Below are 22,456 nucleotides of genomic sequence, written 5' to 3' on the forward strand. Positions count from 1 at the left end.
TGGTTCGACCGGATCGTAGTGGAAGAAACCGAAGTTTGCACGCTGGGGGCGGCGCCCCTCTCAATCATGGCTGCGGGTATGTGGACATCACATCATCGAGGCCGCTGATCGCGGCGTCATGATGCCTGGTGGCTGTGCCCTGGATTTACGAGCGCCGGCTCAGAACTGCACTTCGCCGGGAATGTCGTCCGCGCCGAGACCGACCGCCTGGAAACCCTTCAACATCCATTCGCGGGTCTGGCCCAGCGAGCGGTTGTAATCGGCCCAGGCGCTGAGGAAGTCCTTGTAGCGCCGGTCGGCTTCGGCGCGGATTCCCAGGTTGGTCGGCAGGGTCAATAGCGGCCGCGGCACCGTCAGATCGCCGAGCGTCGGATTCTTCTTCAAGGTCGCGACCGACAGCACGGCCAGCGAGATGTTGCAGTCGGCCCGTCCGGTCGCAACCGCGAGGATCGCCTCGTTGCGCTCCTTGAAGCCGAGGATCGTCGCCTTCGGGCAGTAGCGTCGCGCGATGGTCTCGTGGGTCGAGCCGATGTCCACGGCGATCTTGACTTCGGGCTTGTTGATCTCCGCCCAGGTCTGCGGCTTGGCAAAGCCCTTCTTGGTGATGACGGTGAAGGAGTGCACCAGGATGGGCGTCGAGAAGTCGATGACCAGCGAGCGCTCCGGCGTCGGATTGACGGCAAAGGCGAGGTCGATCTTCTCGGCCTGGAGATCCAGGATCTGGTTGCCCCAGGTCGATTCCAGCGTCTCGAGCTTGGCGCCGAGCTTGGCGGCGATATCGTTGGCCATGTCGATGCAGGCACCCGACCATTGATTGGTGGTGAGGTCCTTGTGGAAATAGGGATCCTGGCCGGCGATGACGGCGACCCGGAGCACGCCGCTCTTCTTGATGCGCTCGAGCGTCGAACTGGCTGCAGTATCAGCCTTTGCCGAACCCGTTGCGGCCATCGCGGCACCGGCGAGGGCAACAGTGGTGAGTGCGTCCCTGCGATTCATGGCAGTTCTCCTGCGCTTCTGGACTCGAACCCGGCGTCTGGACTATTTCTGTATTCAGACTAAAATGCAATACGGTATTTTTTAACGGACAGGGAAAGACCCGAGTGCGCGCTCTCTTCGTCGACGCCAACGACACTCTTGCTGCGGTGACCGAAAAGCTGCTGGGCATCCAGGACCTGCCGGTCGGCATCAACCGGAATCCTTCCATCAAGCCCGACGACCTGCCCGGCCTGCTCGACGGGGTCGAGATCATGATCGTCGATCACACCGCGGTGCCGACCGCGATCGCCGCCAAATGCACCGCCTTGAAGCACGTCGTCTTCCTCGGCACCGGCGCGCGCAGCTACATGAATCCGGAAGAGCTGGCTGGTCGCGGCATCTCCGTTCACACCATCAAGGGTTATGGCGACACCGCGGTCGCAGAATGCGCCATCGCGCTGATGTGGGCCTCCGCCCGGAATTTCGGCGAGATGGATCGCGGCATGCGCGAGGGCAACTGGCTGCGTCGCGATGCGATGCAGCTCACCGGCAAGACGCTCGGCCTGATCGGCTTCGGCGGCATCGCGGCGGAAACGGCGCGCATGGCGCTCGGCTGCGGCATGAAGGTGATGGCCTGGAACAGGTCGCCGAAGACGCATGCGGGCGTCGCCTTCGTTCCGCTGGAGCAGCTGCTCGCGGACAGCCACGTCGTCTCGCTGCATCTGCTCCTCAACGACGAGACCAAGGGCTTTCTGTCGCGCGAGCGCATCGCGATGATGCGGCCCGGCAGCATCCTGATCAACACCGCGCGCGGCGCGGTGGTCGACGAGGACGCAATGCTCGACGCCTTGCGCGCGGGCCACATCGCCCATGCCGGCCTCGACGTCTTCACGGTCGAGCCGCTCCCGGCAGGCCATCCGCTGACGAAGCTGCCGAATGTGACGTTGTCGGCGCATTCGGCGTTCCGCACGCCGGAGGCGAGCGACAATCTCATCGGCGCAGCACTCGACCATTGCCGCCGCATCATCGCGAATGGGCGCTAGTGCAAACAGCAGGGGCGGGCATGACGCCTGCGCAGGCTGCGGCAAGCCTTTCGATCTTGCGCCTCCTGCCGGCCTGTCATACGCCAGCTTCGAACGACATTCTCGCCAAGCGATGAGGCGCATCGCTGGAGCCTTGAGGGAGCCGACATGACCATTCGCAACACCCGCACCGGCGGCCAGATCCTGATCGACCAGCTGGTTGCGCAAGGGGTCGAGCGCGTCACCTGCGTGCCGGGCGAGAGCTATCTGGCAGCGCTCGATGCGCTGCATGACAGCCCGATCGATGTCGTGATCTGCCGCGCCGAAGGCGGCGCTGCGATGATGGCGGAGGCCTATGGCAAGCTCACGGGCCGGCCCGGCGTCTGCTTCGTCACCCGCGGGCCCGGCGCGACCAATGCCAGCCATGGCGTCCACATCGCGATGCAGGATTCGACGCCGATGATCCTGTTCGTCGGCCAGGTCGACACCGGCATGCGCGAGCGCGAGGCATTCCAGGAGCTCGACTACAAGGCGGTGTTCGGCCCCATGGCGAAGTGGGCGGTCGAGATCGATCGCCCCGACCGCATTCCGGAGCTGGTGGCGCGCGCCTTCCGTGTCGCCATGCAGGGCCGCCCCGGTCCCGTGGTGATCGCGCTGCCGGAGAACATGCTGACCGAGACCGCGGCCGTTGCCGATGCCATGCGCATCGAGCCCGCCGTGAGCTGGCCCGCACCGGCCGACATCGACAAGCTCGGCGCCATGCTCGCAAGCGCCAAGGCGCCGCTCGTCATCCTCGGCGGTTCGCGCTGGACCGATGAGGCGAGCAAGAGCATCGCGCGCTTTGCGGAGCGGTTCGACCTGCCGGTCGCAACCTCGTTCCGCCGGGCCTCGCTAATCGATGCCGATCATTCGCATTATGCCGGCGATCTCGGTATCGGACCGAGCCCGGGCCTGAAGGCGCGCGTTGAGGGTGCCGATGTCATCCTGCTGATCGGCGGCCGCATGTCGGAAATGCCGTCCTCGTCCTACACGCTGCTGGACATTCCGACGCCGCAGCAGAAGCTGATTCATGTGCATCCGGGCTCCGAAGAGCTCGGCCGGGTCTATCAGCCGGCGCTGGCGATCCAGGCGACGCCGGCCGCCTTCGCCGCCGCCGTCGAGACGCTGACGCCTGCCGGGGCCGTCGCATGGAAGGGCGAGGCGGCGAAGGCGCATGCCGATTATCTCGCCTGGACCGAGAAGGCGCGCGAGCTGCCGGGCACATTCCAGTACGGCCAGGTCATGACTTGGCTGCGCGACCGCTTGCCCAAGGACGCGATCGTCTGCAACGGCGCCGGCAATTATGCCGGATGGATCCATCGCCACCACCGCTTCCACAGCTTCGCCGCGCAGCTCGCGCCGACCTCGGGTTCGATGGGCTACGGCGTGCCGGCCGGCGTGCTGGCCAAGCGCCAATACCCGGATCGAGTCGTCGTCGCCTTTGCCGGCGACGGCTGCTTCCTGATGAACGGCCAGGAATTCGCCACCGCCGTGCAGTACGATGCACCCCTGGTCGTCATCATCGTCGACAATTCGCAGTACGGCACCATCCGCATGCATCAGGAGCGCGACTATCCCGGCCGTGTCGTCGGCACCCAGCTCAAGAACCCCGACTTTGCGATGTATGCGAAGGCGTTCGGCGGCCACGGCGAGCGGGTCGAACGCACCGAAGAATTCGCACCGGCCTTCGAGCGGGCGCTCGCCTCCGGCAAGCCGTCGATCCTCCACTGCATCATCGATCCGCGCGCGATCTCGGTCGGCAAGGATTTTGTTCCAGCGGTGAAGGCCTGACGCGATGCCGGCCAGCCGTCACGTCGCCATCATCGGTGCCGGCGCGGTCGGCGTGATCAGCGCCATCGAGGCGCTGCGCGAGGGCCACCGCGTCACCCTGATCGACCCGGGCGAGCCCGGCGGCGTACAGGCGGCGAGCTATGGCAATGCCGGCTGGCTGTCGTCGCATTCGGTGATCCCGCCCGCCGAGCCCGGCGTCTGGAAGAAGGTGCCGGGCTATCTCATGGACCCGCTCGGGCCGCTGGCGATCCGCTGGTCTTATCTGCCAAAGGCGCTGCCCTGGCTGATCAAGTATCTGCTGTCGGGCTGGACCGAGGCGCGTATCGAGACGACAGCCTTTGCGCTGCGCGATCTGCTGAAGGATGCGCCGCTGCTGCACAGGAAGCTCGCCGAAGAGGCCGGGGTGCCCGAATTGATCGAGCGCAACGGCGTCATGCACGTGTTCCCGTCGCGCGGCAATTTCGACAACGATCTCGGCTGGCGGCTACGCAAGAAGGTCGGCGTCGAATGGTTGGAGCTGAACGCCGACGAGATGCGCCAGCGCGAGCCGGACCTGCACCCGCGCTACACCTTTGGCGTGGTGGTGGAGGAGGCCGGCCGCTGCCGCAATCCGGGCGCCTATGTCGCAGCGCTCGCCAATCACGCGCTCGCCAGCGGAGCGAAGCACGTGCGGGCCAAGGCGACGGGCCTAAAACTCTCCGGCGACAGGCTCGTCGCTGTCCTCACCGAGACCGGCGAGATTGCCTGCGATGCTGCGGTGGTCGCGGCCGGCGCGAGGTCGAAGCAGCTCACGGCGTCCGTTGGCGATCCGTTGCCGCTGGAGACCGAACGCGGCTATCACGTCATGATCGAGAATCCGGAATCGGGGCCGCGCAGCTCGATGATGGCGTCGGATGCCAAGATGGTGGTGAACTGGACCGACAGGGGCCTGCGGGCCGCCGGCACCGTCGAGATCGCTGGCCTCGAGGCCGCGCCGAACTGGAAGCGCGCCGAGATCCTGCGTGACCACCTTCTCAGCATGTTTCCCAAGCTGCCCAAGGACATCCCCGCCTCGCGCATAAAAACGTGGTTCGGTCATCGGCCGAGCATGCCGGACGGACGTCCCTGCATCGGCAATGCGCGGGCCTCGCGCGACATCGTCTATGCCTTCGGCCACGGCCATGTCGGGCTGGTCGGCTCGGCGCGGACGGGCCGTCTCGTCGCTCAGCTTCTGAGCGGCAAGCAGCCGGAGATTCCGCTCGGCCCCTTCGCGCCCGATCGTTTCCTGTGAGCGCAGCCATGAGCACCGCAGCCACTCCATCCTCCCGCATCGCCCGTGGCGGCAAGGCCATCTACGGCGCGCCGCTCGGCATCCTGATGCTGGAGGCGCGCTTCCCCCGCATCCCCGGCGACATGGGCAACGGCACGACCTGGCCGTTCCCGGTGCTGTATCGCGTCGTCAGTGGCGCGTCGCCGGAGAAGGTGGTGCTGAAGGGCGCGGCCGGCCTGCTGCCCGACTTCATCGACGCGGCCAAGGATCTGGTACGGCTCGGGGCCGAGGCCATCACCACCAATTGCGGCTTTCTCTCGCTGTTCCAGAAGGAGATCGCAGCCGCGGTCGGCGTTCCCGTCGCGACCTCGTCGCTGATGCAGGTGCCGTGGGTGCAGGCGACCTTGCCGCCGGGCAAGCGCGTCGGCCTCGTCACGGTGTCGGGCTCGACGCTGTCGCCGGCCCATCTCGAAGGCGCCGGCGTGCCGCTCGACACGCCGCTGGTCGGCACCGAGAACGGCAAGGAGTTCTTCCGCGTCCTGATCAAGGCCGAGAAGGACGACATGGACGTCGCGCAAGCCGAGCGCGACGTGGTCGAGGCCGGCAAGGAGCTTGTCGCCAGACATCCCGATGTCGGCGCCATCGTGCTCGAATGCACCAACATGCCGCCTTACGCGGCTGCGCTTCAGGCCGAGGTCGGGCTGCCGGTCTACGACATCTATTCCATGATCACCTGGTTTCATGCCGGGCTGCGCCCGCGCGTCTTTGCTTGAGAGTCCGCTGTCGCAAAGCTCTGAACAAGCGTGGCTCATGTCTTGTTTGCATTGCCATCGCTTCCGCAGGCCCGGTATAAAATGCAGTCTATGAAGAGCAATCTGGAACTGGCGTCGGACAGCATCGTCGATCGGGTTTATGAACAGCTCAAGGCGATGGCCGTGAGCTACGCGTTCAAGCCGGGCGAACGGCTCAACGAGGGCGAGCTGGCCAAACGCCTCGGCGTCAGCCGGACGCCGCTGCGCGAGGCGCTGAACCGCCTCAATACCGAAGGCTTCCTGCGCTTCATGCCAGGCAAGGGCTTCTTCTGCCGCGAGCTCGATGCCCACGAGATCTTCGACCTTTACGAGTTGCGCAAGTCGATCGAGGTCGCCTCGATCCGCCTCGCCATCAAACGCGCGAAGGACGAAGACATCGATGCGCTGCTGAAATTCCTCGAGGCCACCGGCCCCGATCCCGGCGAGCGCTCCTCCCAGGAGTTGGTCGAGCTCGATGAGACCTTTCACGAGCGGCTGATGGCGATGTCCGACAATGCCGAGATGCTGCGTGTGCTGCGCAACGTCAACGCCCGCATCCGCTTCGTGCGCTGGATCGACATGGACAGCGTCAACCGGTCCAACACGCAAGGCGAGCACCGCGCCGTCATCGAAGGCCTGAAGGCACGCGATGAGGGGACTTGCGTCGCCGTGCTGGAAAGACACATCGATCGCCGCCTCGACCGCATCACCGCCGCGATCAAGGAAGGCTACGCGCAAATCTACATGCCGGCCGTGACGCGGTCGGCGACGAACTGACGCCCAGGCGGCGTCCTATTTCAGGAGGCGCAAGCATGAAGCTCAAGGACAAGGTCGCCGCCATCACCGGCGCAGCACGCGGCATCGGCAAGGCTTGCGCGAAGAGGTTTCTGGATGACGGCGTCAAGGTCGTGATCTCGGATGTCGATGCCGAGGGCCTTGCGGCGACCGCCGCCGAACTCGGGCGGCCGGATGCCTTGCGTACGATCGTCGGCAATGTCGCCAAGCGTACTGACGTGGATCAGATCATCGCCACAGCGGTGAAGGAGTTCGGCCGGCTCGACATCATGGTCAACAATGCCGGCGTCGCGCGCAACCGGGACTTCCTCGAGATTTCGGAACAGGAGTTCGACGAGATCATCGGGATCAATCTGAAGGGTGCGTTCTTCGGCGTGCAGGCCGCAGCCAGGCAGATGATCGCGCAGGGCGGCGGCGGGGTCATCATCAACATGTCCTCGGTGAACGCGCTGCTGGCGATCCCGGCGCTTGCGACCTACGCGATGTCCAAGGGCGGCATGAAGCAGCTCACCTCGGTCGCCGCCGTCGCGCTTGCTCCGCACAACATCCGCGTCGTCGCGGTCGGGCCGGGCACGATCCTGACCGACATGGTGGCGTCGTCCATCTACACTTCGGAGGATGCCCGCAAGACCGTGATGTCGCGCACGCCTGCGGGGCGCGGCGGCGAGCCGAGCGAGGTCGCCTCGGTCGTGGCGTTCCTGGCCAGCGACGATGCCTCCTACGTCACCGGGCAGACGATCTATCCCGACGGCGGCCGGCTGATCCTGAACTACACGGTGCCGGTGAAGGAGAAGTAGGGGGCGCGCTGCATATCAGTCGTCATGCCCGGGCTTGTCCCGGGTATCCACGTCTCTCAGCGATCGCGGTGCGTGGATGGCCGGGACAAGCCCGGCCATGACGGTGTGGCTCAGACCCTTCACTCCGCCGCCACCGTCATCCCGTAACCCAGTCGCTTCGAGATGCCGCCGGCGCAATCGCGCAGGGCATGGGCGATCGGGCTGTCCCAGCGCGCGTCGAACGTGCCTTCCGGACCCATCGCGGTGATGACCAGTGCGACATGACCGGAATGGTCGAACACTGGTGCTGCGAACGCGTTGACGCCGGGCAGGGGATCGCCGAGCGCGCGGGCGAGGCCGTGCTTGCGCACCTCAGTGAGCATCTCCGTGACCTTCGCGCCCTTCACCGCGCGCTTCGGATTGTAGCCGACGCCGTGACGGTCGAGCCCGCTTTCGAGCGCGGCACTGATCGTCTTCTCCGGCAGGAAGGCCGCGAAGGCGCGGCCCGTGGCGGTCTCCCGCAGTGCCATCACCGAGCCGGCGCGCATCACGATGTGGACCGGCTGAGCGGGCTCTTCGAGCTGCACCACGGTCGGTCCGTGCGTGCCCCAAACCGCGAGCGAGACAGCGTGGCCGATCTGGCTTGCCAGTGCGGCGATCTTGGGACGCGCGATACGCACGCCGGAGAGGCGGCGCAGGCTGATCAGGCCGAGCTCCAGCGCCAGCGCGCCGATCTCGTAGCGGCCGGAGCTCTCGTCCTGCTCGATCAGGCCGATGCGCGAGAAGCTGGCGAGATAGGGGTGCGCCTTGGCCGGCGTCATGCCTGCTTCGCGCGCGAGATCGCGCAGCATCATCGGCTCGCCGCTCCTGGCGAGCGCGCGGAGCAATTCGCCGCCGACCTCGATCGACTGGATGCCGCGGCTTTCCCTCTTCATGCGCCTCCTGGCGTGGCTTACGCCGCGTTGCGCTTTTCGGCGCTGTCGGCAAGATGTCTGCCGGCAATGTAGCCGAAGGTCAGCGCCGGCCCAAGCGTGATGCCGGCGCCGGGATAATTGCCACCCATGATGCTCGCCATGTCGTTGCCGGCGGCATAGAGCCCGGGGATGATCCGGCCTTCGGCATCGAGCGCGCGGGCGTTCTCGTCTGTGACGATGCCGGCATAGGTGCCGAGATCGCCGATCACCATCTTGATGGCGTAGAACGGACCGTTCTCGATCGGTGCGATGCAGGGGTTCGGACCGTGCATCGCGTCGCCCTGGTAGCGGTTATAGGCTTTCGAGCCCTTGCCGAAGGCGGCGTCGTGGCCGAGCGGCGCCGTCGCGTTGAACTGCCTGATCGTCTCGGTGAAAGCCTGCGCATCGATGCCGGCCTTGCCTGCGAGCGCTTCCAGCGTGTCGCCACGCATGAGGTAGCCGGTCTCCAAGTGGTGGCCCAGCGGCATCGGGAAGGGAGGCACGCAGCCGAGACCGTATTTGCGCAGCGTCTTGTGATCGCAGACCAGGAAGGCCGCGATCTCCTCGCCGGGCTTGGCGGCCTTGACCATGGCCTGGACGAAGTCGTGGTAGGAATTGCCTTCATTGGCAAAGCGCCTGCCGTCGCGCATCACCGCGATCACGCCGGGTTTGGCGCGGTCGATGAAATGCGGCATCACGCCCTTGGAGCCGTCCTTGCGCGTGGTCAGCGACACCGGCACCCACGCTGCCGCATTGGACAGGCGGTCCTCGATGCGGCCGCCGGCGCTTTCCGCAAGGCGCAACCCGTCGCCGGTATTGCCCGTGGGACCGGGCGAATAGTGTTCATTGCCGGTCGGCGCGTGCGGGAACATCTTCTTGCGCCGCTCGACGTCATGGGGAAAGCCGCCGCAGGCGAGCACGACGCCCTGACGCGCGCGAACGCGCACCTGCCGTCCCTCGCGCGACACGATCGCGCCGGTGACAGCGCCGTTCTCGACCGTCAGCTCGCGCACCGGCGAGGACAGCCACATCGGGATTTTCAGATCGAGCGCGGATTTCGCCAGCCGTCCGGCGAGCGCATTGCCGTTGGTGAGCGTCATGCCGCGGCCGTAGCGCAGCACGTCCATGAAATGCCGAGACAGGCGCTTGGCGACGTACACGGCCGAAGTCAGCGATTTCGTCACCCGCATGAAATGGATGATCTCCTTGCCGCTCCCCAGCATCATGCCGAACACGGTCAGCTCCGGCAGCGGCATGCCCAGCGTCTTGATCTGGTCGCCGAGCTCGCGGCCGTCGAACGGCCGCGTCACCATGGAGCGGCCGCCCTGTGCGCCGCCTGGCGCCTCGGCGTGATAGTCGGGAAACACCAGCGGCATGTCGAAGCGGAGCGCTGTCTTGCTCGTGAAGAAATCGACCGCCTCGGGGCCGGCCAAGAGAAACGCATCGACGCGTGCCGCGTCGTAATTGTTTCCGGCCTCGTGCCGCAGATAGGTGCGGGCCTGCTCCGGCGTTTCTTCGATGCCGTAGGCCTTTGCCAGCGACGTGCCGGGAATCCAGAGCCAGCCGCCGGAGCGGGCGGTGGTGCCGCCGAAGCGCGGCTCCTTCTCCACGATCAAGACATCGAGACCGCGATGGCGCGCGGTGATCGCGGCAGACATGCCGGAACAACCCGATCCGGCCACGAGCACGTCGCACTCGTACGTCTCAATTGCGCTATCCTCGCGGCCGGTCATGTCTCACCTCACTTCTTCAGGAGCGGGCATTTGGACTCGGAGACCGGGCGGAAGGCGTCCTCGCCCTTCACGGTCTTGACGATCTCCAGATAGTCCCACGGCTCCTTGGACTGCTCGGGCTTCTTCACCTTGGCGAGATACATGTCGCGGATGACGCGGCCGTCCTCGCGCAACTTGCCGCCATGGACGAATGTATCCTCGATCGGCAGCTCGCGCATCTTGGCCATCACCTTGGCGGTCTCGTCGGTGCCGGCGGCCTTGATGGCCTTGAGATAATGCAGCACCGAACCGTAGACGCCGGTCTGGATCATGGTGGGCATCACCTTGGTGCGCTCGTAGAATTTCTTCGACCAGGCGCGGGTGGCTTCGTCCATGGCCCAGTAGGACGCGGTGGTCATGTAGGTGCCTTGAGCTGCCTTCAGGCCGATCGCGTGCACGTCGGTGTCGAACATCAGCAGGCCGACCAGCTTCTGGCCGCCCTGGACTAGGCCGAACTCGCCGGACTGCTTGATGGCGTTGTCGGTGTCCTGGCCGGCATTGGCGAAGGCGACCACGTCGGATTTGGAGCTCTGCGCCTGCAGCGCGAAGGAGGAGAAGTCCGCGGTGTTGGTCGGGTGCTTGACGCCGCCGAGCACCTTGCCGCCCATCTCGTTGATGAAGCGGGTTGCGTCCTTCTCGAGCTGCTGGCCGAAGGCGTAATCGGCGGTGATGAAGTACCAGGACTTGCCGCCTTCCTTGATCACGGCGGAGGCCGTCACTTTCGACAGCGCATAGGTGTCGTAGGTGAAATGCACGGTATTCGGGCTGCACAGCTCGTCGGTCAGCGAGCTCGCGCCGGGGCCGGAGAGCAGGGCGACCTTGCCCCGCTCGCGCACCATGTTGTGCACGGCGATCGCGATGCCGGAATTGGGGATGTCGACGACGGCGTCGACCTTGCCGTTGTCGAACCAGCCGCGCACGATCTGCACGCCGACGTCGGTCTTCATCTGGTGGTCGGCGCTGATGATCTCGATCGGCTTGCCGAGCACGGTTGGCCCGAATTCCTCCACCGCCATCTTCGCGGCTTCGACCGAGCCCGGCCCGGAGTTGTCGCGGCCCCAGCTCGACAGATCCGTCAGCACGCCGATCCGCACGGCGTCGTCGGAGACTTGCGCTGTCGCTGCTGAAGTCATGGCTGCCGAAGTCATGGCCGTGAGCATGGCGCAGGCCAGAAGCCCTTTCATTGTCGTTCCCTCTCTTATTGGCCGCTTGGCGCGGCGGGTCATTCTGGCGATAAATTAGATAATGGCGAATTAGTTTGTCAATTGCGAATGGAGCCCGCGAAGCGGTTCCCGATCGCTCCGCGGTGCCGTTCCAGTAGCGCTCCTGCCTCAACGCCCGTCATTGCGAGCGCAGCGAAGCAATCCAGAATCTCACCGCGGCGGCGTTCTGGATTGCTTCGTCGCTTCGCTCCTCGCAATGACGCGCGTGGGAGCAGCGGCTCTCAATCGTCGCGCTGTCGACCGTCACCATCATCGCCACGCTGCTGGCGCCGGAGACGGCCCGGGACCCGCTGAGGTCCTGAAGCCAGTGCCCCGCCGCGAGGCTTGGGCGACGCCCCCGGGGTCAAAAATTTTTTTGGCCGGCCCCTTGAAAGCCATTCCTGATTTTCTAAGTCGTTTTTCGCCGCGAGAGCGGTGTGTCGGATGCCTGACCGGGTCCGGCACGGGCGCTGGGCTGGTCTTTCGGACCCGTCTGAAATCCCGCCTTGCGCTCCTTCGTATCCATCTTGCTCTCAGGAGGACTTGGTTATGAGGACCAGTTTCGACTTCGCGCCCCTGTGGCGTTCCACCATCGGCTTCGATCACCTGGCCGACCTCGTCGACAGCACGCTGCGCCAAGCGACCGAGGACAACTATCCCCCCTATAACATCGAGCGTTCCGGCGAAGACCATTACCGGATCAGCTTGGCCGTGGCGGGCTTCGGCGCCAACGACATCACGGTGACCGCCGAACAGAACGCGCTGACCATCGAGGGCAGGAAGCCCGAGACGGCCGCGCGCGAATATCTGTATCAGGGCATCGCCGCGCGTCCGTTCCGGCGCGTGTTCAACCTCGCCGACTATGTCCAGGTGAAGCAGGCCTCGTTCCAGGACGGGCTGTTGATCATCGACCTCGTCCGCGAGGTTCCGGAAGCGATGAAGCCGCGCCGGATTCCGATCGCGGGCGCCCCTCCTGCGGCATCGCAGATCGAGCAGAAGAAAGCAGCCTGACGCTCGATCGAGCCAATGGCGGAACGCGGCGCGCAGGTGCGCGTCCGCGTTCCCCGATGCATGGAGGAGAGAACAATGGGTTTTCGTGATCTCATTCCCTGGTCAGGGAAACAGGAACTCGCGCCGGCGCGCGACAATTTCGATCCCTTCCTGACGCTTCATCGCGAGATGAACCGTCTGTTCGACGACGTCTTCCGCGGCTTCGGCGGGACCAGCCTGTCGCCGCTGATGGAGGGCCGTTTCGGCTGGCCGAAGGTCGAGCTCAGCGAGACCGACAAGACGCTGACCGTCTCGGCCGAACTGCCCGGAATGACGGAGAAGGAGGTTCAGGTCGAGATCGCCAATGGCGTCTTGACGCTCCGCGGCGAGAAGAAAGCCGAGCGCAACGGAGAAGGCAGATACTTCACCGAGCGCTATTACGGCGCGTTCGAGCGGCAGATTCCGCTGGAGGGCGTCGAGGAAGACAAGGCCGAGGCTTCGTTCAGGAACGGCGTCCTGACGGTGTCGCTGCCGAAATCGGAGAAGGCCCGCGAAGGCGTCAAGCGCATCGCGATCAACACGCACTGACATCAAGCGGGACGGCGGCGGTCGGCGCCGCCGTCCATCGTCCACAAATCGATCCCTTGGAAAGGAGCATGAGGGAGGCACGACCGATGACCAACGTGAACACCAATGCCGGCACTCTCAACCCGCTGTTTCACCCTGCTGCCCATTACGATTCGCCCGCCGACGTCCTGAATGCAGAAGAGCTCTCTGCGCCGGAGAAGCGGATCATCCTGTCGTCCTGGGCGTCCGACATGTATACGGTCGAATCCTGTCCGGCGTTGCGCGAGATACCGGGCATGAGCCACGCCATCCGGCTTGCCGATGTCCTGGCGGCCTTGCGCAAGCTCGACGGCGACAATGACAATGACGATCCGCCGCGCGGCGGTGGCGTCCCGATGCGGCTGCGGCGGCCCTGGGCCGCCGCGGAGAGGCGGGCCGCATGATCTTCACCCAGACCGTCCTGGCGCTCGTGCTGCTCGGCCAGGCCTCGGCGGCGCTCGCACTTCCTTATCTCGTCATGCACGGCCTCGTCGCCGCACCGCGTGACTGAGGCCTCGAAGTTCTTTCATATCCCCGGTTCAGCGGCAGGTGATCAAGATGAATGTCGTGCGTTTGCTTTCGCTGGCATTGCTGGTGCTCGCGCTTATGGCATCGCAGCCGGCCGCTGGCCAAATTCCAGACCTGAAGACAGGCGGCCCGGTGCCGACCCTGGCGCCATTGGTGCGCCAGGTGACGCCGGCCGTCGTCAACATCTCCGTGCATGGCCGTGTGCGCGAGGACAATCCGCTCTATCGCGACCCGCTCTTCCGCGAATTCTTCGACGTCCCCCGGCAGATCGAGAAGGAGGTCAACGCGACCGGGTCCGGGGTCATCGTCGATGCCCAGCGCGGCTATGTCCTGACCAACAATCATGTGGTCGAAGGCACCTCCGCAGTTCAGATCACCACCAAGGACGGCCGGCAGTTCTCGGCCAAGGTCATCGGCCGCGATCCACCGACTGACATTGCTGTGCTCCAGATCCAGAACCCATCCGGGCTCAAGGCGCTTGCCTTCGGCGACAGCGACGGGCTCGACGTCGGCGATTTCGTGCTGGCGATCGGCAACCCTTTCGGCCTCGGCCAGACCGTGACATCAGGCCTCGTCAGTGCGCTTGGCCGGACCGGACTCGGCAAGCAGGGCTATGAGGACTTCATCCAGACCGATGCTGCGATCAATCCAGGCAATTCCGGCGGGGCCCTGGTCAGCCTGCGCGGCGAACTGATCGGTATCAACTCGGCCATCATCTCGCCCGCCGGCGGCAATGTCGGCATAGGCTTCGCCATTCCGGTGAACATGGCGCGGAAGGTGATGGAGCAGATCATCGCCAAGGGCCGCGTCGAGCGCGGCCGCATCGGCGTTTCGCTGAAGGACCTGCATCCCTCGGTCAACAAGGGCTTGAACCAGGGGGCCGTCGTCGCGGAGATCGCGGCGGACTCGCCTGCAGAGCAGGCAGGACTGCGCAAGGGCGATATCATCACTCGGGCCGACGACCGCCCGATCCGCACCGCCGCCCAGCTCCGCAACACGATCGGCCTCGCGCGCATCGGCGAGGAAGTGAAGCTCACCTTGTTGCGCAATGGCGCACCGCTCGCGGCCGTGGTGAGAGTAGCGCCCGCGTCCGAAACGAGCAGCGCCGTTGCCGGCGGCAATCGTCAGCTCCATTAGCAGGTTTGCGCCGCGCGGTGATCCAGGTCGCCAAGGAGGAGTCGCCACTCATCGAAGTTCCACCGGCCGATTGCCCCGCGATGGGCCATATCCAAACGTTCTGCCGCCATATTTGAGCGGGAGTGATCCACCTGAGGGAGGCACTCCGATGACCAAAGCTTTGATCGCCGCCATTGCAATGCTGGCTTGTGTGCCGGCGAGTGCGCTTGCGCAGGAGCGCGCGGGCTCGGCAGCGCTCGGTGCCTTGTCAGGCGCGGTTGTGCTGGGTCCGGTCGGCGCCGTCGCCGGAGCCTTGGTCGGCTACACCGCCGGACCCTCGATCGCCCGGTCCTGGGGCCTGAAGGGCTCGCAATCGGCAAGACACCGGCAGCCGCCTCGTCGCGCGGCCGCAACCCGCGTCCCGCCGCGCACGCGTGAGGCGATGAATGCCAATGGCCAGATGCGAGCTGCCGGCAATCCGCCGCCGGTTCAGGCCGCGCCGGTCCAAGCTGCGCCGGTCCAGGCCGCGCCAGCCGTTCCCGCTCAAGCCGCGACGCCGCCCGTTCAGGGATTCGACTGAGGTCTCAGGGCTGTCCGAGGATCTTCTTGGCGGCGCGGAGATGCGGCTTGTCGATCATCTGGCCGTCGAGCCGCAGCGTGCCGGAATTGGGATTGCTGGCGAAGGCCGCAATGACCTTCTCCGCCCAGATGCGCTCGGCGTCCGTCGGCGCAAATGCGGCGTTGACGACGTCGACATGCTTGGGATGGATCAGCGCCTTCGCCGAAAAGCCGTCGCGCTGGGCGGCCCGCGTTTCGGCCTCTAGGCCCGCGAGATTGTCGATGTCGGTATACACCGTGTCGATCGGCGCGACCTCGGCGGCGGCTGCCGCCATCAGGCAGAGATCACGCGCGAGGCGATAGGGGCTGTGAAACACGCCGCCCGAGGCTTTTTCGGTGGCGCCGAGCGAGGCCGAGAGATCTTCCGCGCCCCACATCAGGCCGGCGAGGCGAGGAGAGCAGTTCTTGTAGCTGCCGAGACCGAAGATCGAGCCGGCGGTCTCCGTCGCGACGCAGACGATACGCGTCGCGCCGATCGTGGTGCCGGATGCCGCCTCGAACGCTTCGAGCCAGGTGGCGACTTGACGGACGTCGTCGCCGCCTTGCGATTTCGGCAAGACGATGCCGTCGGGCTTGCCCGGCATCACGGCGGCAAGATCGGCGAGTGTCATCCCGGTGTCGAGCGCGTTGACGCGGACATAGAGCTGGTGCGGGCCGCGAGAGCCCTTCAGCATCGCCAGCGTCAGCGAACGCGCCTCGGGCTTCTTCTCCGTGACCACGGAATCCTCGAGATCGATGATCAGCGCGTCGGCCTTGCCTTCGCTGGCCTTCTCGAATTTGCGGGGGGAATCGCCCGGCACGAACAGCATCGAACGCATCAGACCGGCCTCTTGTGCATCATCGCCATGCGCCGGCACTTGCCGACGATCTCGTCGTTCTGGTTGAGGGCATGGTGCTCGAACTCGACGATGCCCGCTTTGGGGCGCGATTTTGATTCCCGCAGCGAAAGTACCTTCGTCGTCGCCCGCAACGTGTCGCCATGGAAGACCGGCTTCGGAAAGGTGACGTCGGTCATGCCGAGATTGGCGACGGTGGTCCCCATGGTCGTATCATACACCGTCATGCCGATCATGATGCCGAGGGTGTAAAGGCTGTTGAAAATGCGCTGGCCGAACTCGGTCTTTTCGGAGAAATGGGCGTCGATGTGCAGCGGCTGCGGGTTGAGCGTGAGCAGGCTGAACAGGGTGTTGTCCATCTCCGTGACGGTCCGGGTCAGCGGATGCCTGAACTCCTGGCCCACCGAAAAGTCCTCGAAATAAAGTCCGGCCATCGCGGTTTCCTCCCTGCGAAATAACGGCGCGCTCTTCGCGTCGCGCCGCATGACCCTATGCATGCTACACACACTCGAGGGACAAATTCACGTATCTGTACCCGGTTTTTCAAGTTAAGAACGCGGAGAGAGGGTACGTCCGGGCGCAGCAATCGGCCACGGCCTTTGAGTGGGAAACGCGAGAGGAGGGAGATTGCGCGGTCGCGGCTCCCGACAAAGGAGGTCACGGACATGGATTTCGCGCTCACCGATCAGCAGGAAGCCATTCGCGACGCCATCGCCAAGATCTGCGAGGGCTTTCCCGATGCCTACTGGCTGAAGAAGGATCACGACGGCGGCTTCCCGCACGACTTCCACAAGGCGCTGGCCGATGCGGGCTGGCTCGGCATCTGCGTGCCGGAGGAATATGGCGGCTCGGGGCTCGGCATCACGGAAGCCGCGATCATGATGCGCACCATCGCGGAGTCCGGAGCCGGCATGTCCGGTGCCTCCGCTGTGCACATCAACGTGTTCGGGCTCAATCCGGTGGTCGTGTTCGGCACCGAAGAGCAGCGCAGGCGCATGCTGCCGCCGATGGTCGAGGGCCGCGAGAAGGCGTGCTTCGCCGTCACCGAGCCCAACACCGGCCTCAACACCACCCAGCTCAAGACCCGCGCGGTCGCCAAGAACGACCGCTACATCGTCAACGGCCAGAAGGTGTGGATTTCGACCGCGCAGGTCGCGCACAAGATCCTGCTGCTGGCGCGCACCACGCCGCTGGAGGAGGTGCGCTCGCCGACCCACGGGCTCAGCCTGTTCTACACCGACTTCGACCGCAACAGGATCAAGGTCCACGAAATCGAGAAGATGGGCCGCAAGATCGTCGATTCCAACGAGCTGTTCTTCGAGGACTTCGAGATTCCGATGGAGGACCGGATCGGCGAGGAAGGCAAGGGCTTCGAATACATCCTCGAAGGCATGAACCCGGAGCGCATTCTGATCGCCGCGGAGGCTGTTGGGCTCGGCAAGCTCGCGCTGTCGCGCGCGACCGAATATGCCAAGACGCGCGTGGTGTTCAACCGGCCGATCGGCAAGAACCAGGGCATCCAGCATCCGCTCGCGGTGAACTGGGTCGAGCTCGAGGCGGCCTGGCTGATGGTGATGTCGGCGGCCTGGCAATACGACAAGGGCATGCCGTGCGGCGCGGCGGCCAATGCCGCGAAATATCTCGCGGGCGAGGCCGGCTTCTCCGCCTGCGAGCAGGCGGTGATGACCCATGGCGGTTTCGGCTACGCCAAGGAATTCCACGTCGAGCGCTATCTGCGCGAGGTGCTGATCCCGCGCATCGCGCCGGTCAGCCCGCAGCTTGCGCTCAGCTTCATCGCCGAGAAGGTATTGGGACTGGCGAAGTCGTATTGACGGCTTGCGGCGCTAAGCCAACTAGGCCTCCTACTCGGCGGCAATTCGCTCCATCGCCATGGCACGAAGCCGGGCGCGCTGGATCTTGACGCCGTTGGCACTATCTGTGACCGGGAAGGCGTCCACGACATAGATCCGCGCCGGCACCTTGTAGCCGGCGAGTCGTTCGCGCAGATGGGCGGTCAGCACTTCCTGCCGCGGCGGCTCTCCGGCCGCGATCACGAAGGCGACGCAGCGCGCCTGACCCTTGAGATCGACCGCGACGACCTGAGCATCGGCGACACCGGCGCAGGATTTGAGCTCGTCCTCGATCTCGCCGGGTGCGACCAGGAAGCCGCCGAGCCGCATCGCATCGCCGGCGCGGGTCTCGTAGACGAACGAGCCATCGCCGCGAGCCCGGCCGATGTCGCCGGAGCGAAAGAACCCGTCGGCGGTGATCGCCTCGCGCGTCGCCTCGGGATTGTTGAAATAGCCGAGGAAGCGTGACGGCGCGCTGATCTCGATCTCGCCGGAAACGCCGCTGGCCGCAAGCTCGCCGGTTTCGACGTCACGGACGCGGACTTTCGCGTCCGGCGACATCGGCCAACCGCCACCTTCGATGCGGTCGGCAAAGGGGTCGCTGCTACGGCTGATCGAGAACAGCGCTTGCACCTCGCTCGAGCCGTAGAGGCCGAACAGCTTCATGCCGCGCGCATCGGCCTCCACTGCCAGCTCGCGCCACCCGGGTTGAAACGCAGCGAAGCCGCAGACTTGGAGCTTGGGAAACGGATGTGGCGCGTCGGTGAGCGCGAGGATGCGGCGGAACATCTCGTCCGAGCCGAACGAATGCGTGATCCCATGCTCGCTGAGGATCTTCAGCGCCGGCGCTGCTTCGAAAGCGTCGAGGACATGGATGGTCGCGCCCGCCGCGATGAAACCGAGCAGGCTCGTCATGCCAAACGTGCCGCAGAACGGCAGCATGGCCAGCAGCGAATGGCGCTGCGGATCAAGCTTGAGCGCTCGGGCGACTGAAACAGCGTGGGTGGCCAGCGTCCGCTGCGAATGCGCGACGAGCTTCGGCCCCTTGGTCGTGCCCGACGTCGTGTAGAGCAGGACCGGCAGGTCGACGTCCTCCTGCGCCGGCGGGGCGGGCGAATAGGACCGGTCGAAGGCATCGAACCGAATACAGGGCCAGTGTGCCGGGATCGCATCCGCGCCGACCACCGCGAGCTGTCGCAGTGCGGGCACCTCGTCCTTGGCAACATCACCCAGAATGGCAGCAAAATCGATTGAACGGAACGCGGCCTCGACCACCATCAGCCTGGCCCCGGAGACGCGAAGCAGGTGCGCGACCTCCGCGCTGCGATATCGCGTGTTGACGGCGGCAACAACCGCGCCGAGGCGGGCGGCGGCGAACAGCAGCGCAATCCATTCGATCCGGTTGACCAGCCAGACCGCGACAACGTCGCCCTTGCCGATGCCCTGCGCGGCGAGCCAGGCCGCGGCCTGCTCCACCTTGCTCGAAAATTCCGCACGCGAGACCGCAGTGCGGTCGAACAGGAATGCGGCGGCAGCAGCAGGCTCCGTGCCGATCAGCGAGGGAAGCGAGAATGGATTGACGCTCATGGCAATCGGACTAACCGGATCGCGCAGGCCTGTCTACTTGGTGCCGAACATCCGGTCGCCGGCATCGCCCAGGCCCGGCACGATGTAGCCGTGACCGTTGAGCCGCTCATCGATCGCGGCGGTCCAGACTGGGACGTCGGGGTGCTCGCTCTGGAACTGCGCAATGCCTTCAGGCGCGGCCAACAGGCAGACGAAGCGGATGTCGCGGGCGCCGCGCGCCTTGAGCAGGGAGGCGCCGGCGCAGGCCGAGTTGCCGGTCGCCAGCATCGGGTCCATCAGGATCACGGTGCGGTCGGACAGGTCCTGTGGCGCCTTGAAGTAATATTCCACGGCCTGCAACGTCTCGGGGTCGCGGTAGAGCCCGATATGGGCGATGCGCGCCGACGGCATCAGCGCCAGCATGCCGTCGAGGAAGCCGACGCCGGCGCGCAGGATCGGCGCCAGCGTGAGCTTCTTGCCGGCGATCTTCGGCGCCTGCATCGGCGCGATCGGCGTTTCGATATCCACCAGCTCCAGCGGCAGGTCGCGCGTCACCTCGTAGCCGAGCAGCATCCCGATCTCGTTCAGGATCTCGCGAAAGCTCTTGGTCGAGCGATCCTTCTCCCGCATCAGCGAGAGCTTGTGCTGGACCAGGGGATGGGCGACGACGTTGACGTTGCTGGTGCTCATGAAACCGCTCTACACGGTTCCGTGAAGTTGCGCCAGATCGCCCGGGTCTTTTCCGCGGGATACGCGGTCTCAACCGGGCATCGCGACCGCGCTACGCGCCCGGTTGCTCGCCTCGTAGGCAGCCATGAGGTCGCCGCGGCAGAGCTAGCGCGGCTGATCGAGGCAGAGCGGAAAGCGACTTAGACGCCGAGCCCGCGCGCGACGAGCGTGATTACGACCGTCAGGATGGCGCCCCAGACCATGCTCAGCGTCATGGTCAGGACGGTCGTGGTGACCACGTGCTCGAGATTTCCTTTCAGGAGCTGCACGCTACTTGTCCGCACGCGGTGCGCCGAGGCGCATGCCGAGCAGCAATGCACCTGCCAGCGCAACAAGGATGGCGATCTTGATCTCGATCATGTCCGCGACCTCATGATCATGCGCGCGAGCAGCCGCCTCGCTCCGACCCAGAGCCTTGCGCTGTTGCGTCCGATGAAGAACGCGGGAATGGCGGCGCCGAGGACATCGGGGTCGAGCGGCTTGAGCGTCGCCGATGGCGACCTTGGCCCGGACCGGCGATGCGCAGCTTGAAGAGCGATCGCGGCCATGGCGGCCTCCTCACACATCTGCAAGGTCATGGTGGCCTCTCTGCCGGTCAGGTTTGGAGGCGCCAGACATGGATCGCGGTCTTGAGCGCGATCAGTGCGGTGAGCACGCTAGCCATCGAGAGCAAGGTCAGCGCTTGCAGCGCGATACGCTGGAGCCGCGCCTTGTATGCCTCGGAAATGCCCGCCGGGCGTTCGGCCTGGAAGGGCCGGTCAATGTCATGTGTCAGGGTCGACATTGTGGGAGTCCTCGTTCTTGGTGCGGCGCGACCGTCGCTCCAACCAGCCACTCATGATGTCCATGGCTGCGTAGGATTGCGAGATGGACGCCGGGACGCCGGTATAGGAATGTCATAAAGATGCAGACGCTCGCGACGGCAGTCCCTGAAGAGATCGGGGCGCTGCTTCGGCCGAACGGCCTGCGACGGCGCCGGATCGGACTGCGCAAGCCCGATCGCCGCCGCGAAGGCGAGCCGCAGTCGCGGCTCCTCGATCTGCTTGCAGAAGCATTCCAGCGTTGCATCCGCGTTCAGCAGCTGCCCGCCGATGGCCGCGCAGAGACGTGAGCTGGTTCGCCGGAAGAAGTGGAGCGTGTCGTCGGCGCTTCGCCGCCGGCCGATACGGTCGAGCTCCGCCGCGATTGCTGCAACGTTGAGCCTGTCGGCCTCATCCAGCGTCACGGCAAAGCGGAGCAGCGCCAGCTGCCAGGCGCGGAGCAGCCTGTGAGATTCGTCGGTCGATGTCGGCATGCGATGTCCTGAGAGCCTTGGCGTGTCAGGCCCCGACGCCGTCGATCAGTTCCTCGTCGGCGATCGCAGCGAAGGCGCGTACCACCTCCCTCTGCGCGGTGGCGTCCAGCGGCACGATCGGAAGCCGTGTGTCGGCGGACATCAGGCCAAGCACGCTCAGGGCGTATTTGAGGGCCGCCGGACTTTCCCGGGACAGGCAGCCGATCAGAGGCATCAGCCGCTTGTCGAGATATCGCGCCGATTGCATGCGGCCCTGCCTGATCTGCGAGAAGATGGTGCGGCAGAGATCCGGCGCGATGTTGGCGACCTCCGAGATCGCGCCATCGCCACCGTCCGCCATGAAGCCGAAGGCGGTGGTGTCGTCGCCGGACAGAATGCGAAAATTCGCCGGCAGGTGCCGGGTAAGGCGCATCGGCCGGGTGATGTCGCCGCCGCCGTCGCATAGGCCGACGAACTGGCGGGACTCGACCAGACGAAGCAGCGTCTCGTCGGCGAGCGGCCGCAGCGTGCGGGAGGGAACGTCGTGCAGGATCACGGGCAAGCCGATCGCGCCGGCAATCGCCCGGAAATGCGCGAGCATGCCCTCCTGCATCGGCTTGTTATAGGCCGGGACCACCGACATCACGGCATCGGCGCCGGCGGCCTCCGCGCGCCGCGCGAGCTCGATGGCGCGGCTCGTCGCGTTGGAAACCGCGCCTGCGATGACGCGTACGCGGCCGCGTGCGACATCGACCGCAGCGCGAATGACGAGCTCCTGCTCGGCCGGAGAGAGCGTCGGCGCCTCGCCGGCCGTCTCGCAGACCACGACGGCGGGAGCGCCGGCCGCGACCTGCCGCTCGCAAATTGCGGCGAACGCCTTGAGATCGATCGCATCAGCCGCGTCGAACGGCGTCGGCAGCTCCGGAATGAATCCGGTGAACCAGGCGGAGGGAGGGATGAACATGGTGCTTCGCGGGAA

Annotated in this window: 26 protein-coding genes; 12 read left to right on the forward strand and 14 right to left on the reverse strand. The window is 65.7% G+C overall.

The window, feature by feature from the left end; all coding sequences use genetic code 11:
- Nucleotides 1-159 precede the first annotated feature (159 nt).
- Nucleotides 160-996 (reverse strand): transporter substrate-binding domain-containing protein, encoded by an 837-nt coding sequence (locus tag LPJ38_RS13425; protein WP_145635843.1) that lies wholly within the window; start codon nucleotides 994-996, stop codon nucleotides 160-162.
- 104 nt (nucleotides 997-1,100) lie between these two features.
- On the opposite strand from LPJ38_RS13425, the gene LPJ38_RS13430 reads away from it, so the two are divergent.
- The 6 genes from LPJ38_RS13430 (at nucleotide 1,101) to LPJ38_RS13455 (ending at nucleotide 7,459) form a co-directional block, all read left to right on the forward strand.
- Entirely contained in the window at nucleotides 1,101-2,018 is a 918-nt protein-coding gene (locus LPJ38_RS13430) for an NAD(P)-dependent oxidoreductase (protein ID WP_145635839.1), read from the forward strand.
- Between the two features lie 147 nt (nucleotides 2,019-2,165).
- Nucleotides 2,166-3,827 carry a thiamine pyrophosphate-binding protein gene (locus LPJ38_RS13435; RefSeq protein WP_145635836.1) on the forward strand — a complete coding sequence of 554 codons (1,662 nt, stop codon included), beginning with the start codon at nucleotides 2,166-2,168 and terminating at the stop codon, nucleotides 3,825-3,827.
- A 4-nt stretch (nucleotides 3,828-3,831) separates the two neighbouring features.
- Complete coding sequence (locus LPJ38_RS13440; protein WP_145635832.1) at nucleotides 3,832-5,097, forward strand: NAD(P)/FAD-dependent oxidoreductase; 1,266 nt, start codon at nucleotides 3,832-3,834, stop codon at nucleotides 5,095-5,097.
- Nucleotides 5,098-5,105: 8 nt separating this feature from the next.
- Entirely contained in the window at nucleotides 5,106-5,849 is a 744-nt protein-coding gene (locus LPJ38_RS13445) for an aspartate/glutamate racemase family protein (protein ID WP_145635829.1), read from the forward strand.
- Nucleotides 5,850-5,939: 90 nt separating this feature from the next.
- Complete coding sequence (locus LPJ38_RS13450; RefSeq protein WP_231088633.1) at nucleotides 5,940-6,644, forward strand: GntR family transcriptional regulator; 705 nt, start codon at nucleotides 5,940-5,942, stop codon at nucleotides 6,642-6,644.
- 35 nt (nucleotides 6,645-6,679) lie between these two features.
- The gene (locus tag LPJ38_RS13455; RefSeq protein WP_145635823.1) at nucleotides 6,680-7,459 is read left to right on the forward strand and encodes an SDR family NAD(P)-dependent oxidoreductase; all 780 of its coding nucleotides are present in this window, start codon (nucleotides 6,680-6,682) and stop codon (nucleotides 7,457-7,459) included.
- A gap of 119 nt (nucleotides 7,460-7,578) precedes the next feature.
- Here LPJ38_RS13455 and LPJ38_RS13460 read toward each other — a convergent pair whose 3' ends face one another.
- The 4 genes from LPJ38_RS13460 to LPJ38_RS37930 form a co-directional block, all read right to left on the reverse strand.
- Nucleotides 7,579-8,373, reverse strand: coding sequence for an IclR family transcriptional regulator (locus LPJ38_RS13460; RefSeq protein ID WP_145635820.1), 795 nt, complete (start codon nucleotides 8,371-8,373; stop codon nucleotides 7,579-7,581).
- Nucleotides 8,374-8,390: 17 nt separating this feature from the next.
- Nucleotides 8,391-10,124, reverse strand: coding sequence for an FAD-dependent oxidoreductase (locus LPJ38_RS13465; RefSeq protein WP_145635817.1), 1,734 nt, complete (start codon nucleotides 10,122-10,124; stop codon nucleotides 8,391-8,393).
- Nucleotides 10,125-10,132: 8 nt separating this feature from the next.
- Nucleotides 10,133-11,347: an ABC transporter substrate-binding protein gene (locus tag LPJ38_RS13470; RefSeq protein WP_145635814.1), complete on the reverse strand. Its 1,215-nt coding sequence runs from the start codon at nucleotides 11,345-11,347 to the stop codon at nucleotides 10,133-10,135.
- A 157-nt stretch (nucleotides 11,348-11,504) separates the two neighbouring features.
- Nucleotides 11,505-11,639 carry a hypothetical protein gene (locus LPJ38_RS37930; RefSeq protein WP_283811477.1) on the reverse strand — a complete coding sequence of 45 codons (135 nt, stop codon included), beginning with the start codon at nucleotides 11,637-11,639 and terminating at the stop codon, nucleotides 11,505-11,507.
- Between the two features lie 275 nt (nucleotides 11,640-11,914).
- On the opposite strand from LPJ38_RS37930, the gene LPJ38_RS13475 reads away from it, so the two are divergent.
- The 5 genes from LPJ38_RS13475 (at nucleotide 11,915) to LPJ38_RS13495 (ending at nucleotide 15,185) form a co-directional block, all read left to right on the forward strand.
- On the forward strand, nucleotides 11,915-12,376 hold the full coding sequence (locus tag LPJ38_RS13475; RefSeq protein ID WP_145635811.1) for an Hsp20 family protein: 462 nt from the start codon (nucleotides 11,915-11,917) through the stop codon (nucleotides 12,374-12,376).
- 75 nt (nucleotides 12,377-12,451) lie between these two features.
- Nucleotides 12,452-12,943 (forward strand): Hsp20/alpha crystallin family protein, encoded by a 492-nt coding sequence (locus LPJ38_RS13480; protein WP_145635808.1) that lies wholly within the window; start codon nucleotides 12,452-12,454, stop codon nucleotides 12,941-12,943.
- A gap of 86 nt (nucleotides 12,944-13,029) precedes the next feature.
- Nucleotides 13,030-13,365 (forward strand): hypothetical protein, encoded by a 336-nt coding sequence (locus LPJ38_RS13485; protein WP_145635805.1) that lies wholly within the window; start codon nucleotides 13,030-13,032, stop codon nucleotides 13,363-13,365.
- A gap of 154 nt (nucleotides 13,366-13,519) precedes the next feature.
- Nucleotides 13,520-14,626, forward strand: a complete 1,107-nt coding sequence (locus LPJ38_RS13490; protein ID WP_145635802.1) for a trypsin-like peptidase domain-containing protein — start codon at nucleotides 13,520-13,522, stop codon at nucleotides 14,624-14,626.
- A gap of 148 nt (nucleotides 14,627-14,774) precedes the next feature.
- Nucleotides 14,775-15,185, forward strand: coding sequence for a hypothetical protein (locus LPJ38_RS13495; RefSeq protein WP_145635799.1), 411 nt, complete (start codon nucleotides 14,775-14,777; stop codon nucleotides 15,183-15,185).
- Between the two features lie 4 nt (nucleotides 15,186-15,189).
- Here LPJ38_RS13495 and LPJ38_RS13500 read toward each other — a convergent pair whose 3' ends face one another.
- Together LPJ38_RS13500 and LPJ38_RS13505 are read right to left on the reverse strand one after the other, a co-directional pair.
- A complete protein-coding gene (locus tag LPJ38_RS13500) occupies nucleotides 15,190-16,041 on the reverse strand; it encodes an HpcH/HpaI aldolase/citrate lyase family protein (RefSeq protein ID WP_167520513.1) in 852 nt (283 codons plus the stop codon).
- Nucleotides 16,041-16,493, reverse strand: coding sequence for a MaoC family dehydratase (locus LPJ38_RS13505; RefSeq protein ID WP_145635793.1), 453 nt, complete (start codon nucleotides 16,491-16,493; stop codon nucleotides 16,041-16,043). The genes LPJ38_RS13500 and LPJ38_RS13505 overlap by 1 nt, the downstream gene beginning before the upstream one ends.
- A 231-nt stretch (nucleotides 16,494-16,724) precedes the next feature.
- On the opposite strand from LPJ38_RS13505, the gene LPJ38_RS13510 reads away from it, so the two are divergent.
- Nucleotides 16,725-17,891: an acyl-CoA dehydrogenase family protein gene (locus tag LPJ38_RS13510; protein WP_060735112.1), complete on the forward strand. Its 1,167-nt coding sequence runs from the start codon at nucleotides 16,725-16,727 to the stop codon at nucleotides 17,889-17,891.
- 30 nt (nucleotides 17,892-17,921) lie between these two features.
- Here the strand turns inward: LPJ38_RS13510 and LPJ38_RS13515 are convergent, their stop codons facing one another.
- From LPJ38_RS13515 to dapA, 7 genes are all read right to left on the reverse strand, one after another.
- Nucleotides 17,922-19,496 carry an AMP-binding protein gene (locus LPJ38_RS13515; protein ID WP_145635790.1) on the reverse strand — a complete coding sequence of 525 codons (1,575 nt, stop codon included), beginning with the start codon at nucleotides 19,494-19,496 and terminating at the stop codon, nucleotides 17,922-17,924.
- 33 nt (nucleotides 19,497-19,529) lie between these two features.
- Entirely contained in the window at nucleotides 19,530-20,165 is a 636-nt protein-coding gene (upp, locus tag LPJ38_RS13520) for a uracil phosphoribosyltransferase (protein ID WP_145635788.1), read from the reverse strand.
- A gap of 179 nt (nucleotides 20,166-20,344) precedes the next feature.
- The gene (locus LPJ38_RS37935; RefSeq protein WP_008560079.1) at nucleotides 20,345-20,473 is read right to left on the reverse strand and encodes a hypothetical protein; all 129 of its coding nucleotides are present in this window, start codon (nucleotides 20,471-20,473) and stop codon (nucleotides 20,345-20,347) included.
- Nucleotides 20,474-20,560: 87 nt separating this feature from the next.
- Nucleotides 20,561-20,752, reverse strand: a complete 192-nt coding sequence (locus LPJ38_RS13525) for a hypothetical protein (RefSeq protein WP_231088634.1) — start codon at nucleotides 20,750-20,752, stop codon at nucleotides 20,561-20,563.
- 47 nt (nucleotides 20,753-20,799) lie between these two features.
- Nucleotides 20,800-20,988: a hypothetical protein gene (locus LPJ38_RS13530; RefSeq protein WP_145635777.1), complete on the reverse strand. Its 189-nt coding sequence runs from the start codon at nucleotides 20,986-20,988 to the stop codon at nucleotides 20,800-20,802.
- 51 nt (nucleotides 20,989-21,039) lie between these two features.
- The gene (locus tag LPJ38_RS13535; protein WP_231088635.1) at nucleotides 21,040-21,498 is read right to left on the reverse strand and encodes a hypothetical protein; all 459 of its coding nucleotides are present in this window, start codon (nucleotides 21,496-21,498) and stop codon (nucleotides 21,040-21,042) included.
- 25 nt (nucleotides 21,499-21,523) lie between these two features.
- The gene (gene dapA, locus LPJ38_RS13540; RefSeq protein WP_145635758.1) at nucleotides 21,524-22,441 is read right to left on the reverse strand and encodes a 4-hydroxy-tetrahydrodipicolinate synthase; all 918 of its coding nucleotides are present in this window, start codon (nucleotides 22,439-22,441) and stop codon (nucleotides 21,524-21,526) included.
- Between the last annotated feature and the right edge of the window lie 15 nt (nucleotides 22,442-22,456).

This window comes from Bradyrhizobium daqingense, assembly GCF_021044685.1.
GTDB classification, from domain to species: domain Bacteria; phylum Pseudomonadota; class Alphaproteobacteria; order Rhizobiales; family Xanthobacteraceae; genus Bradyrhizobium; species Bradyrhizobium daqingense.